Below are 12598 nucleotides of genomic sequence, written 5' to 3' on the forward strand. Positions count from 1 at the left end.
TAGCCACGATCTATGCTGGGAGCCAGCCATCTGGCGATTGCGGTGGGGCAGCCACCACCGTTGTCGGCAGTGCCGGCCTCATCGCTTGCAGGCAAGCTCCCACAGGGATTTGTGGTGTGCAGGGATTCTGCGGGTAGCCACGATCTATGCTGGGAGCCAGCCATCTGGCGATTGCGGTGGGGCAGCCACCGCTGTTGTCAGCTGTGCCGGCCTCATCGCTTGCAGGCAAGCTCCCACAGGATTTTTTGGTGTGCAGGGATTGTGTGGGCACCCGGGATTGAATGTGGGAGCCAGCCTGCTGGCGATTGGGTTTCAGCCTTTGCGCTGCAGCCACTCGATCATCCCCACTCCCGCCGTCCGCCCGCTGGCGAAACACGCCGTCAGCAGATACCCCCCGGTCGGCGCTTCCCAGTCGAGCATTTCGCCGGCGCAGAACACCCCCGGCAACGCCTTGAGCATCAGCCGTTCATCCATGGCCTCGAACGTCACGCCGCCGGCGCTGCTGATCGCTTCGTCCAACGGGCGCGCCTTCACCAGCGTCAGCGGCAGGGCCTTGATTGCCCCGGCCAGCCGCGCCGGGTCGGCGAAGGTGGGGGCGTCGGTCAGTTCCCGCAGCAGCGCCGCTTTCACTCCGTCGATCCCGAGCTGGCCGTGCAGGTGCTTGGCCATCGAGCGCGAGCCACGGGGTTTGCTCAAGGCGGCCTGAATCTTATCCACAGGCCGGCCCGGCAGCAGGTCGATGTGCACAACCGCCGAGCCGTCGCGGTTGATGGCTTCGCGGATCGGCGCCGACAGCGCGTAGACCAGGCTGCCTTCGATGCCGGTGGCGGTGATGACGCATTCGCCCAGGCGCGGGGTGTCGTCGTTCAGGCCGATGCCGATGTTCTTCAGCGGCGCGCCGGCGAATTTGCTGACCATCAGATCGCTCCACGCCGACACCTCGAAGCCGCAATTGCTCGGTTGCAACGGCGCCAGTCCTACGCCGCGTGGTGCCAACGCCTGCATCCAGGCCCCGTCCGAGCCCAGGCGCGACCAACTGCCGCCGCCGAGGGCGAGCAGGGTGGCGTCGGGGGTGAGGGTCTTTTCGCCGTCGGGGCTGTCGAGGCGCAAGGCGCCGCCGGCGTCCCAGCCGATCCAGCGGTGGCGGGTGTGGATAACCACGCCACCGTCGCGCAGGCGCTTGAGCCAGGCGCGCAGCAGCGGTGCGGCTTTCATGTCGGTGGGGAACACCCGGCCGGAACTGCCGATGAAGGTGTCGATGCCCAGCCCGTGGATCCAGCGGCACAGCGCGTCGGCGTCGAAGGCCCGCAGCAGCGGGGCGATCTGCGGGGCGCGTTCGGCGTAGCGGGAGAGGAACGCCGGGTACGCTTCGGAATGGGTGATGTTCATGCCGCCGACCCCGGCCAGCAGGAACTTGCGGCCCACCGAGGGCATGCCGTCGTACAGGTCGACGCGCACTCCGGCCTGGCTCAGCACCTCGGCGGCCATCAGGCCGGCGGGGCCGCCGCCGATGATGGCGACGTGGTAAGGGGCGGTGGAGGCGGGCTGGGTCATGGCGTGCGCTGCGGTCTGGCGGGATGAGGCGCGCATTCTACCAGCCGCGAACCCTGTAGGAGCGAGCCTGCTTGCGATGGGGGCGGCACATCCGGCATCGATGGGTCAGACAGGCCGCTATCGCCAGCAGGCTGGCTCCCACCGTTTTTGTTTTTTGCAATTCAACAAGGGTTCCGCCGGGCAGGGTCAGGCGCTGGTCAAAAAATAGCCATCGCGCTGCAGGCCAGGGTCAGCGGGGGCTGTAGTCCCTTTCGCGCAGGTTATCCACAGGCCGTTCCACAGCGATTGTGGGTAACGCAGCACAACTCAATGACAACCCGATGACTGCCAGACCCGCTGCGCGCTGTGGTGCAGGATGCCGTGGCGGCGGGCGAGGGCCTGGCGGTCCTTGCTGTAGCCGCCGCCGATGACGCCGACCACCGGGATGTCGCGGCCCAGGCAATGGCGCATCACGCTTTCGTCGCGGGCGGCCACGCCGGCGTCGGTCAGTTGCAGGTAGCCGAGGGCGTCGTCCTTGTGCACGTCGACGCCGGCGTCGTACAGCACCAGGTCCGGCTGGTACAGCGGCAGCAGGTAGTTGAGGGCATCGTCGACGACCCGCAGGTAATCGGCGTCGCCCATGCCGTTGGGCAGCGGGATGTCCCAGTCGCTTTCGGCCTTGCGTGCGGGAAAGTTCTTCTCGCAATGCAGGGAAACGGTGATCGCCTCCGGGGTGTCGTGCAGGATCCGGGCGGTGCCGTCACCCTGGTGCACGTCGCAGTCGAAGATCAGCACCCGGTTCACCCGGCCGCTCTGCAGCAGGTAGTGGCTGATGATCGCCAGGTCGTTGAAGATGCAGAACCCGGCGGGGTAGTCGTAGTGGGCATGGTGGGTGCCGCCGGCCAGGTGGCAGGCCAGGCCATGCTCCAGCGCCTTTTCCGCCGCCAGGATCGAACCGCCGACCGCCCGCACCGTGCGCCGGGCCAGCGCTTCGTTCCACGGCAGGCCGAGGCGGCGCTGGTCTTCGCGGGACAGCTCGCCGCTCATGTAGCGCTCGATGTAGGCGCGGTCATGGGCCAGGGCGAGGATGTCCGGCGGGCACAATTGCGGGCGCAGCAGGTCTTCGTCGCGGGTCAGGCCGCTGTCCACCAGGTGATCGCGCAGCAGGCGGAACTTGTCCATCGGGAACCGGTGATCCGCCGGGAACTCAGGGCTGTAGTCGTCGTGGTAGATCAGCGGTAATGGCATGGAGAAATCATGTAGGAACGCAGGAAAGAATCACGGATCCTACCAGCGATGTAGACTGGCGGCACGGAAACGGAGGGGCACCATGGAGCCGATACTTGAGCTTGAAAGCGCAAGACTGCGGATGCGCCAGTGGCAGGACGGGGATTTGCCGGCATTTGCCGCGATGTGCGCCGATCCGCAGGTGATGCGCTACTTCCCTGCACCGTTGACCCGACTGGAAAGCGCCTCGATGATCGGGCGCGTGCGCGGGCATTTCGCCGAGCACGGTTATGGCCTGTGGGCGCTGGAGCGCAAGGACACCGGCCAGTTCATCGGTTTCACCGGCCTGGGCGTGGTCGGTTTCGACGCGCCGTTCACCCCGGCGGTGGAGATCGGCTGGCGCCTGGCCAAGGAGCACTGGGGCCTGGGCTATGCCAGCGAAGCGGCGTGGACGGCGCTGCGTTGCGGCTTCGACCGGGTGGCGCTGAACGAGGTGGTGTCGTTCACCAGCCAGGCCAACCTGCCGTCGCAGAAAGTGATGCAGGCCATCGGCATGCATCACGCCGAGGCGGATGATTTCGACCATCCGCGGCTGGACGACGGTCATCCGCTGCGCCGGCATGTGCTGTACCGCATCAGCCGCGAGCAGTGGCTGCAAACCTTGCAAGGATAAGCAAACACGGACGTTTAAAATGGCCGCCGTCCAGAAGGGACCGGCCAGAACCTGAATCCCCCGCGCAGCCGAGGCTGCGCGGCTTTGCTTTGTGTGAGGAGAGTCTGAATGAGCCAAGTGTTGGAAGATCTGGTGGATCTGCTGACCCTCGAACCGATCGAGGAAAACCTGTTCCGCGGCCGCAGCCAGGACCTGGGGTTCCGCCAGCTGTTCGGCGGCCAGGTGCTCGGCCAGTCGTTGTCGGCGGCCAGTCAGACCGTCGAAGAGGCGCGGCATGTGCACTCGATGCACGGTTACTTCCTGCGTCCGGGCGACGCCAAGCTGCCGGTGGTGTACTCGGTGGACCGCGTGCGCGACGGCGGCAGCTTCAGCACCCGGCGCGTCACGGCGATCCAGAAGGGCCATCCGATCTTCACGTGCAGCGCCTCGTTCCAGTATGACGAAGAAGGCTTCGAGCACCAGAGCCGGATGCCTGAGGTCGTCGGCCCGGAGAACCTGCCGTCGGAACTGGAGATCACCCAGCAGCGCGCCCACCTGATCCCCGAGCACATGCGCGAGAAGCTGCTGTGCCCGAAACCGATCGAAGTGCGCCCGGTCACCGAAAAGGATCCGTACAACCCGCAGCCGGCCGATCCGGTCAAGTACGTGTGGTTCCGCGCCGACGGCGCCCTGGCCGACATCCCGGCCCTGCACAAGTACCTTTTGGCCTACGCCTCGGACTTCGGCCTGCTGACCACGTCGATGCTGCCCCACGGCAAGTCGGTCTGGCAGAAGGACATGCAGGTCGCCAGCCTCGACCATGCGTTGTGGTTCCACAATGACCTGCGTGCCGACGACTGGCTGCTCTACGCGATGGACAGCCCTTGGGCCGGCAACTCCCGCGGGTTCTCCCGGGGCAGCGTGTTCAACCGCGCCGGACAACTGGTGGCGTCGGTGACCCAGGAAGGCCTGATCCGTCACCGCAAGGACTGGGCATGAGCCTGGCGGAAGTACGGCACTGGGTGTTCGACATGGACGGCACCCTGACTGTCGCGGTGCATGACTTCGCGGCGATCCGGGTGGCGCTGTCGATTCCGCCCGAGGACGACATTCTCACCCACCTGGCGGCCTTGCCGGCGGAGGAGGCGGCGGCCAAGCACGCGTGGCTGCTGGAGCACGAGCGGGACCTGGCGCTGGGCTCGACCCCGGCCGCCGGCGCGGTGGACCTGGTGCGTGACCTGCACGCCCGGGGCTGCCGGCTCGGCATCCTGACCCGCAATGCCCGCGAGCTGGCCCACGTCACGCTCGAAGCAATCGGCCTGGCCGACTGCTTTGCCGTGGAGGATGTGCTGGGCCGCGACGAGGCGCCGCCCAAGCCGCATCCCGGCGGGCTGCTGAAACTGGCGCACGCCTGGGCGGTGCCGGCCAGCGAGATGGTGATGGTCGGCGACTACCGCTTCGACCTCGATTGCGGCCGGGCGGCGGGGGCGCGGACGGTGCTGGTGAACCTGCCGGACAATCCTTGGCCGGAGCTGACGGACTGGCATGCGAAGGATTGCGTCGAGCTGCGGCGGATGGTGTTCGCTTGAGTTGCGGGGGCCGTCACTGACCGAACACGGCCTTCTGTCCCTCCGGCGACGTCAGCATGCCGTCGCCGTTGTGCCCCACGCCGGGCACTTCCACCAGCCGCTGGTTCACCCCTTCCGGATGACGGCGCAGCAGGTAGCCGAAAAACAGTTTCCCGCGCTCCAGCCGGTTGGCGCCCTGGGCCTTGGCCGCGCAGCTCTTGTCCAGCGCCGGGTGCTGCGGGTCGGTGTCCTGCTGGCCGAGCAGATAGATCACCTCGCGTTTGACGTAACTGCCTTCAAGCTGCGCGGGCGTTTGCCCGCCGGCATAGATCGGCGGATCCGTCAGACCGTACTTCCAGCGGTTGAAACCGGCGCATTGCGCGTGATCGAACGCCACCGGCCGCTGCTCGTTGAAGTAGGCATATGACGAAGGGTTGGCCACCACATAGCGCAGGCGGATACCTTCGGCCTTCAGCGCCGGCGGCTCCTTGGCGAGCAGCGCATAGCGCTGGACGACCTGGCCGCCGCCGGAGTGGCCGAAGATCACGATCTGCTTCACGTCGGGAAACTGCTTGCGGTCGCTGACCCGCGCGACGATCTCGTCCAGCGCGGCGTAGGAGCTCAACGGATTCGGCCCTGTGGATAACCCGCCGCCCATCCAGTCGTTGCCTTGCCAGCGCAGCACGCTCGGCGGCAGCGAGTACAACGCCACGTCGCTCTCGTTGAGGAACTGCGGGGCGATCACCAGGGTGCTGGCGCTCTGGCCGGCCAGTTCCGCCGCGCTCTCGGCGCTCTTGCGGTAGGTCTCGGCGTTGCGCAGACGGCCATGCACGACGATGAGCACCCGCTCGATCCTGGCCGGCGCCGGGCCGATGCCCACCGCCATTTCGCCGGCCTTGAGTTGCAGGCGCCCGGCGCTGATCGCATCGACGCCGGCGGCCTGAACCCCGCCGGCGATGAACAGTAAAGCCAACAGCCATTTATGCATTTACAGGTTTTTCGCCGCAAAGGTATCGCACTGGCCGACCTGGCCCTGGGCGAATCCGGTTTTGAACCAGCGCACCCTTTGCGCCGACGTGCCGTGGGTGAACGAGTCGGGCACCACGCGGCCCTGACCCTGCTGTTGCAAGCGGTCGTCGCCGATGGCGTTCGCCGCGTTGAGGGCTTCCTCGATGTCGCCCGGCTCCAGCCAGTTCAGGCGCTTCTGCGCGTTGTACGCCCAGACGCCGGCCAGGCAGTCGGCCTGCAGTTCCTGGCGCACCAGCAGGCCGCCGTCGCCTTCCATCTGCCGGCCTTGCTGGCGGGCGGCCTGGATCTTCGCCGAGACGCCGAGCAGGGTCTGCACATGGTGGCCGACTTCGTGGGCGATCACGTAGGCCTGGGCGAAGTCGCCCGCCGCCTTGAAGCGCTGGGCCATTTCCTGGAAGAACGCCATGTCCAGGTACACCTTCTGGTCCGCCGGGCAATAGAACGGGCCGGTGGCCGAAGTGGCCAGGCCGCAGGCGGAGTTGACCCGGTTGCTGAACAGCACCAGGGTCGGATCCTTATATTGTCGGCCGGCCTGCTGGAAGATCGCGCCCCAGGTGTCTTCGGTGTCGCCGAGGATCGAACGCACGAACTCGGCCTGGTCATCGTTGGCCGGCGGCGCCTTGCGGGTTTGCGTGCCCACCGGCGCCGATTGCTCGGTCATCTGCCCGGTGAGCTGGCCGAGGATCTGCAGCGGATCCTGCCCGGTGATCCAGCCGATGCCGACGATCAGCAGGATCGCGGTGAGGCTCAGGCCCTTGCCGCCGCCGAAGCGCATCCCGCCGCCTCCGCCCATGTCATCGCCACGGGCATCGACGACGTTGTCGCTGCGTCGTCCTTTTCTCCATAGCATGTGGGAACCCTCTGCTTGTGCGTGATGATCAGTGTTGTTGGTGTGTGAGTGTGGCGCCAGTCCGGCCGTCCGTCCATTCGCACACGCAAGCAGGCCCGACCTCGGTGCTCGACGTCGGGCCTGCTGCCGATGGGTAGGAACCTGGCGTGGCCGGCGAATTCCGTTGCGCAGGGGATTTTTTGTCGCGGGCCGTCAACCCGGCGTTCGGTTGCTTGCCTGCCCCGACGGCGGCGGGACCGGGATTTCGCAATCCCCGCCGTGTCTTCTAGAATCGCCCAAATTTCATCGGGATCTCACCATGGCCGGCAGTCAAATCGAACGGGTCTTCAGCGTGCTGGAAAGCCTCGCCAGCGAGGCGCGCGGGCTGCCGATGCAAACCCTGGCCGAGCAGTTGGGCATCCCCAAAAGCGCGACCCACCGCTTGCTCGCCGAACTGGTCCGGCTGGGCTATGTGCGGCAGAATCCGGACACGTTGCGCTATCACATGTCCACCCGGCTGGTGGCGATGGGGTTTCGTTACCTGTCGGGCAGCGGTGCCGACATCGTGCAGCCGGTGCTCGACCGCCTGGCCCGGGAGACCGGCGAACTGGTGCGCCTGGGCGTCATCGACGGCGAGCGCCAGACCTGGATCGCCAAGGCCCAGGGCGCCCGCACCGGCCTGCGCTACGACCCCGACATGGGCCGCGAGGCACCGCTGTTCTACACCGCCTCGGGCCATGCATGGCTGGCGTGCATGAGCGATGCCGAGGCGCTGTCGCGGGTCGAGCGCCAGGGCACCGAACTGCCTGCCGGGGCAGGGCCAAATGCGCCGCGCTCCTGCGGCGATCTGCTCGAACGCCTGCGCATCGCCCGGGAACAGGGCTACGCCTGCGTCGAGGAAAGTTCGGCGGTGGGCACCTCGGCGATTGCGGCGGTGGTGCGCCATCCCGGCGATGGCCGGGCGATCGGCGTGCTGAGCATCGCCGGCCCCAGTGCGCGGCTGCCGGGGGCGCGGCTGCATGAATTGGCGCCGCTGCTGCTGACGTTCACCCGGGAACTGTCGCAGGCGAGCCTGGCGTCTGAGCTGTTCGTCTGAGGGATCCTGCGGGCGTGGGCAGCGGCGAAGCGAAAGTGTGCGCTGTTCGCACGGTTTTGTGTTTCTCGTCTGTGAGAATATGGAACCGAGTTCTAGATTGTTGACTGTCAGCGCTTTCCGGTCAGTTCCAAGGGCGGGTGCAGGTGCCTCGCTTCATCAGGTTCAGTGTTCATTCAGAGATATCCAATGACCGTCAGCACTCCGCTTTCCGGCGTCAATCAACCCTTCAAGGGGATCTTGCTGATTGTCGTGGCCACGTTCCTGTTCTCCAGCCATGACGCCCTGTCGAAATACCTCTCGGGCTTCTACCCGATCGTGATGGTGGTGTGGGCGCGGTATCTGGTGCACACCTTGCTGATGGCCGGGATTTTCCTGCCGCAGTCGGGGCTGCGGGTGCTGCGCACCAAGCGGCCGCTGCTGCAGGCGGTGCGGGCGCTGTGCCTGCTGGGCACCAGCCTGTTCTTCACCACGGCGCTGCTGCATATCCCGCTGGCGGAGGCCACGGCGGTGAACTTCCTGGCCCCGGTGCTGGTGACGGCGCTGTCGGTGCCGCTGCTCAAGGAGCGGGTGACGCGGGGGCAGTGGATCGCGGTGATCTGCGGTTTTTCCGGGGTGCTGGTGATCGTCCATCCCGGCGGCGAACTGTTCACCCCGGCGGTGCTGCTGCCGTTCTGCTCGGCGCTGTTCTTCTGCTTTTACCAACTGCTCACGCGCAAGCTCAGCGAGGTCGACAGCCCGACCACCAGCAACTTTTTCGCCGGGCTGTGCAACACGCTGGTGATGAGTGCGCTGGTGCCGTTCTTCTGGCAGGTGCCGAGCCTGGGGCATGGCCTGTTGATGCTGGCGCTGGGCAGTTGCGGGATGACCGCGCACCTGTTCCTGACCCAGGCCTTCCGCTATGCCGCACCGGCGTTGCTGGCGCCGTTCGGCTACTGCCAGATCGTGTTTGCGGGGCTGTTGGGCTGGCTGCTGTTCAACCACACGCCGACCCTGACCACGGTCGCGGGCATTGCGGTGATCTGCTGCAGCGGACTGGCGGCGGCCTGGCAGCAGCGCCGCGCTTGAGCGTTGTGCTGGCGGGAGCCGGCAGGCCAGCTCCCCCAAGGAACCGCGCTCAATTTCACTCGGTGACGGTGGGGATCTTGCGCGGGGCCATGAAGTACATCCAGGTCAGCGCGATGAAGTACATCGCCGGGATCAGGGTGAACAGCACGGTGTAGTTGTTGTTCGTGACGGTGAGGATGTGGCCGACGATCTGGGTCATGAACATCCCGCCGATGGCCGCGCACATGCCGCCGAAGCCGAACACGGTGCTCATCATGTGCTTGGGCGTGTAGTCCATCACCAGGCTCCAGATGTTGGCGGTCCAGGCCTGGTGCGCGCCGATGGCCAGGGAGATGGCGGCCACCGCGACCCACAGGTTGCTGGAGCCGGCGGCCACGACCACGCCGATGATGCAGCAGGCGAACAGGAACATCGACAGCAGCCGCGCCTTGATCGGGTCGGCGCCGCGCCCGATCAGGAACGAGGAGAGGATGCCGCCGCCCACGCTGCCGAAGTCGGCGGTGAGGTAGATGATGATCAGCGGGATGCCCATCTGGGTCACGTTGATGCCCAGGTTGTATTGCTGGTTGAGGAACGGCGGCAGCCAGTACAGGTAGAACCAGAACACCGGCGCGGTCAGCGAGTAGGCGAGGGCGAAGGCCCAGGTGCCGCGCATGCGCAGGATCCGCGAGAACGGCACGCGGGCCTGTTCCGGCTCGGCCTGCTGCTGGATGTATTCGAGCTCCGAGGCTTTCACGCTCGGATGGTCTTCCGGGTTGAAGTACTTCAGGCCCCAGAACAGCAGCCAGATGCCGCCCAGCGCCGACATGCACAGGAACGCCGCCTGCCAGCCCCAGGCATGCAGGATCAGCGGCAGGAGCATCGGGGTGAACATCGCGCCGACGTTGGTGCCGGCATTGAAGATGCCGGTGGCCACCGCGCGTTCGCCGGCCGGGAACCACAGGCGGGTGGTCTTCACGCAGGCCGGGTAGTTGGCCGCCTCGGTCAGGCCGAGGATGAAGCGGCAGACCATGAAGCCCGCCGCCGAGGTCGCCAGGCCATGGGCGCCGGTGGCCAGGCTCCACAGCAGCACCGCGCAGAAGAACACGCGCTTGACCCCGACCCGGTCGATCAGCCGGCCCTGCAGCACGAAGCCGATGGCGTAGCCGACCTGGAACCAGAAGTTGATGTTGGCGTAGTCCATCGCCGTCCAGCTCATTTCCTTGGCCAGGATCGGCTGCATGACGCCGAGGGCGGCGCGGTCGATGTAGTTCAGGGTGGTGGCGAAAAACACCAGCGCCAGCATGCCCCAGCGGGTCTTGCCGACGGCCATGGCGCCGCGGATCTTGTCGCCGATGCCGCTGGGGGCAGAGGTCATGGCCGCACGCGCCATGTGTGAGCTTTGGGAAGGAGTCATGTAAGCCACCCGATTCTTGAAATTTTTATGTGGTGTTCAGGGTCGTTTCGCAGCGAGACCGAGGGTTCGCGTCCGGACTCGATGTGGGGTCGATGTTGGGCAGCGGACGAAAAATCGTCAATTCGCCAAACCGGCTTCTGTTCGATAATCGCACGCAAAACTAACCGGGTAGTACACTTTAAATTGCCTGGCGGCCGATCGGAACCAATAATTCGCTCACCCTACAAAAGCGGCGCAATCCCCGTAGCCGACGCCTCCACCGGGAGTTGAGAGATGCAGCGATCCATTGCCACCGTTTCCTTGAGCGGAACCCTGCCGGAAAAGCTCGAAGCCATCGCTGCCGCCGGGTTCGACGGGGTGGAGATCTTCGAGAACGATCTTCTGTACTACGACGGCAGCCCCCGGGAGATCCGGCAGATGTGCGCCGACCTCGGCATCGCCATCACCCTGTTCCAGCCGTTCCGCGATTTCGAGGGCTGCCGCCGCGACCGCCTGGCGCGCAACCTGGAGCGGGCCGAGCGCAAGTTCGACCTGATGCAGGAGCTGGGCACCGACCTGGTGCTGGTGTGCAGCAACGCCTCGCCCGACAGCCTCGGCGACCGGCAGGTGCTGGTCGACGACCTGCGCCTTCTGGCCGAGCGCGCCGGCGCCCGTGGCCTGCGCATCGGTTACGAAGCCCTGGCCTGGGGGCGCCACGTGAACACTTATCAACAGGTCTGGGACATCGTGCGCCAGGCCGACCACCCGAGCCTGGGCGTGCTGCTCGACAGCTTCCACACCCTGTCGCTCAAGGGCGACCCGAGCGCCATCGCCGACATCCCCGGCGACAAGATCTTCTTCGTGCAGATGGCCGACGCGCCGGTCCTGGCCATGGACGTGCTGGAGTGGAGCCGGCATTTCCGCTGCTTCCCGGGGCAGGGCGAGTTCGACCTGCCGGGGTTTCTCGCCCCGATCATCCAGAGCGGCTACACGGGGCCCTTGTCGCTGGAGATCTTCAACGACGGTTTCCGCGCCGCGCCGCCCCGGGCCAACGCGGCGGACGGATTGCGCTCGCTGCTGTACCTGGAGGAGAAGACCTGTCAGCGCCTGGCGCAGCAGGCTCACGCGCTTGGAGCGGTGCCGCCGGCCAGCCGCGAGATCCTGTTCGAAACGGCCAAGGCCAGCGAGTACGAAGGCGTCGAGTTCCTTGAGTTCGCCGTGGACGAAGCCCTGGGCGCCAAGCTGTCGAACTGGCTGGAGCGGCTGGGGTTCGTCAAGGCCGGGCAGCACCGCTCCAAGAGCGTGAGCCTGCTGCGCCAGGGCGACATCAACCTGATCCTCAACGCCGAACCCTATTCGTTCGGCCACAGTTTCTTCGAGGCCCACGGCCCGTCGCTGTGCGCCACGGCGTTGCGGGTCAAGGACAGCGCCAGCGCCCTGGCGCGGGCGGTGGCCTACAAGGGCCAACCGTACCGCGGCCTCGTCGGGCCCAATGAGCTGGAGCTCGCGGCGGTCCGTGCGCCGGACGGCAGCCTGATCTATCTGGTGGACGAGGACGCGGATGTGTACGGCACCGACTTCAACTTGGTGCCGGGCGCCGAGGCCCGCGGCGGCCTCAAGCGCATCGACCACATGGCCATGGCGCTGCCGGCGGACAGCCTCGACACCTGGGTGCTGTTCTACAAGAGCCTGCTGGATTTCGAGGCCGACGATGAAGTGGTGCTGCCCGACCCTTACGGCCTGGTGAAGAGCCGGGCGCTGCGCAGCCGCGACAGTTCGGTGCGTTTGCCGCTGAACATTTCCGAGAACCGCAACACCGCGATCTCGCACGCCTTGTCGAGCTATCGCGGCTCGGGCGTGCATCACATTGCGTTCGACTGCGAGGACATCTTCGCCGAGGTTCGGCGCGCCAAGGAGGCCGGGGTGCCGTTGCTGGACATCCCGCTCAACTATTACGACGACCTCGCCGCACGGTTCGATTTCGACGACGAGTTCCTCAGCGAGCTGGCCTACTACAACGTGCTCTATGACCGCGACGCCCAGGGCGGCGAGTTGTTCCACGTCTACACCGAGCCGTTCGAGGGGCGCTTTTTCTTCGAGATCATCCAGCGCAGGAGCGGTTACGCCGGCTACGGCGCGGCCAACGTCGCGGTGCGGCTGGCGGCGATGGCCAAAGCACGCAGCGGCGCCGCCCGCCAGGCGAAGTTGTAGGTATTTCGTAAAC

At 66.5% G+C, this 12598-nt stretch carries 11 protein-coding genes; 6 read left to right on the plus strand and 5 right to left on the minus strand.

Annotated elements, in window-relative coordinates; genetic code table 11:
* Positions 1-312 precede the first annotated feature (312 nt).
* Both ACIP0B_RS11815 and ACIP0B_RS11820 read right to left on the minus strand, forming a co-directional pair.
* Entirely contained in the window at positions 313-1554 is a 1242-nt protein-coding gene (locus ACIP0B_RS11815) for a TIGR03862 family flavoprotein (protein ID WP_400832137.1), read from the minus strand.
* Between the two features lie 306 nt (positions 1555-1860).
* On the minus strand, positions 1861-2781 hold the full coding sequence (locus ACIP0B_RS11820) for a histone deacetylase (RefSeq protein WP_400832064.1): 921 nt from the start codon (positions 2779-2781) through the stop codon (positions 1861-1863).
* An 82-nt stretch (positions 2782-2863) separates the two neighbouring features.
* On the opposite strand from ACIP0B_RS11820, the gene ACIP0B_RS11825 reads away from it, so the two are divergent.
* The 3 genes from ACIP0B_RS11825 to ACIP0B_RS11835 all read left to right on the plus strand — a co-directional run bounded on the left by ACIP0B_RS11825 (position 2864) and on the right by ACIP0B_RS11835 (position 5001).
* Positions 2864-3433, plus strand: coding sequence for a GNAT family N-acetyltransferase (locus tag ACIP0B_RS11825; protein WP_400832066.1), 570 nt, complete (start codon positions 2864-2866; stop codon positions 3431-3433).
* A 108-nt stretch (positions 3434-3541) separates the two neighbouring features.
* Complete coding sequence (gene tesB / locus ACIP0B_RS11830; protein ID WP_085584069.1) at positions 3542-4411, plus strand: acyl-CoA thioesterase II; 870 nt, start codon at positions 3542-3544, stop codon at positions 4409-4411.
* Positions 4408-5001: an HAD family hydrolase gene (locus ACIP0B_RS11835; RefSeq protein ID WP_400832068.1), complete on the plus strand. Its 594-nt coding sequence runs from the start codon at positions 4408-4410 to the stop codon at positions 4999-5001. The genes tesB and ACIP0B_RS11835 overlap by 4 nt, the downstream gene beginning before the upstream one ends.
* A 13-nt stretch (positions 5002-5014) precedes the next feature.
* Here ACIP0B_RS11835 and ACIP0B_RS11840 read toward each other — a convergent pair whose 3' ends face one another.
* Positions 5015-5968: an alpha/beta fold hydrolase gene (locus tag ACIP0B_RS11840; RefSeq protein WP_400832070.1), complete on the minus strand. Its 954-nt coding sequence runs from the start codon at positions 5966-5968 to the stop codon at positions 5015-5017.
* Complete coding sequence (locus ACIP0B_RS11845; RefSeq protein WP_400832071.1) at positions 5969-6859, minus strand: neutral zinc metallopeptidase; 891 nt, start codon at positions 6857-6859, stop codon at positions 5969-5971.
* Positions 6860-7157: 298 nt separating this feature from the next.
* On the opposite strand from ACIP0B_RS11845, the gene ACIP0B_RS11850 reads away from it, so the two are divergent.
* Together ACIP0B_RS11850 and ACIP0B_RS11855 are read left to right on the plus strand one after the other, a co-directional pair.
* Positions 7158-7934: an IclR family transcriptional regulator gene (locus ACIP0B_RS11850; RefSeq protein WP_400832073.1), complete on the plus strand. Its 777-nt coding sequence runs from the start codon at positions 7158-7160 to the stop codon at positions 7932-7934.
* A gap of 186 nt (positions 7935-8120) precedes the next feature.
* On the plus strand, positions 8121-8999 hold the full coding sequence (locus tag ACIP0B_RS11855; RefSeq protein WP_400832075.1) for a DMT family transporter: 879 nt from the start codon (positions 8121-8123) through the stop codon (positions 8997-8999).
* A 55-nt stretch (positions 9000-9054) separates the two neighbouring features.
* On the opposite strand, the gene ACIP0B_RS11860 is transcribed toward ACIP0B_RS11855, so the two are convergent.
* Positions 9055-10371: an MFS transporter gene (locus tag ACIP0B_RS11860; protein WP_400832139.1), complete on the minus strand. Its 1317-nt coding sequence runs from the start codon at positions 10369-10371 to the stop codon at positions 9055-9057.
* Between the two features lie 297 nt (positions 10372-10668).
* Between ACIP0B_RS11860 and quiC the strand changes: the two genes are divergently transcribed.
* Positions 10669-12585 carry a 3-dehydroshikimate dehydratase QuiC gene (gene quiC / locus ACIP0B_RS11865; protein WP_400832076.1) on the plus strand — a complete coding sequence of 639 codons (1917 nt, stop codon included), beginning with the start codon at positions 10669-10671 and terminating at the stop codon, positions 12583-12585.
* The last annotated feature ends 13 nt before the right edge of the window (positions 12586-12598 follow it).

The organism is Pseudomonas sp. NPDC089534 (assembly GCF_044749305.1).
GTDB lineage: Bacteria > Pseudomonadota > Gammaproteobacteria > Pseudomonadales > Pseudomonadaceae > Aquipseudomonas > Aquipseudomonas ekonensis.

What these genes read in the sequence shown, in the direction of transcription:
- quiC (WP_400832076.1), top strand. Translation starts at nt 10,669, where the DNA reads ATGCAGCGATCCATTGCCACCGTTTCCTTGAGCGGAACCCTGCCGGAA.
- ACIP0B_RS11850 (WP_400832073.1), top strand. Translation starts at nt 7,158, where the DNA reads ATGGCCGGCAGTCAAATCGAACGGGTCTTCAGCGTGCTGGAAAGCCTC.
- ACIP0B_RS11855 (WP_400832075.1), top strand. Translation starts at nt 8,121, where the DNA reads ATGACCGTCAGCACTCCGCTTTCCGGCGTCAATCAACCCTTCAAGGGG.
- ACIP0B_RS11845 (WP_400832071.1), bottom strand. Translation starts at nt 6,859, where the DNA reads ATGCTATGGAGAAAAGGACGACGCAGCGACAACGTCGTCGATGCCCGT.
- ACIP0B_RS11815 (WP_400832137.1), bottom strand. Translation starts at nt 1,554, where the DNA reads ATGACCCAGCCCGCCTCCACCGCCCCTTACCACGTCGCCATCATCGGC.
- ACIP0B_RS11825 (WP_400832066.1), top strand. Translation starts at nt 2,864, where the DNA reads ATGGAGCCGATACTTGAGCTTGAAAGCGCAAGACTGCGGATGCGCCAG.
- ACIP0B_RS11835 (WP_400832068.1), top strand. Translation starts at nt 4,408, where the DNA reads ATGAGCCTGGCGGAAGTACGGCACTGGGTGTTCGACATGGACGGCACC.
- ACIP0B_RS11840 (WP_400832070.1), bottom strand. Translation starts at nt 5,968, where the DNA reads ATGCATAAATGGCTGTTGGCTTTACTGTTCATCGCCGGCGGGGTTCAG.
- ACIP0B_RS11820 (WP_400832064.1), bottom strand. Translation starts at nt 2,781, where the DNA reads ATGCCATTACCGCTGATCTACCACGACGACTACAGCCCTGAGTTCCCG.
- ACIP0B_RS11860 (WP_400832139.1), bottom strand. Translation starts at nt 10,371, where the DNA reads ATGGCGCGTGCGGCCATGACCTCTGCCCCCAGCGGCATCGGCGACAAG.
- tesB (WP_085584069.1), top strand. Translation starts at nt 3,542, where the DNA reads ATGAGCCAAGTGTTGGAAGATCTGGTGGATCTGCTGACCCTCGAACCG.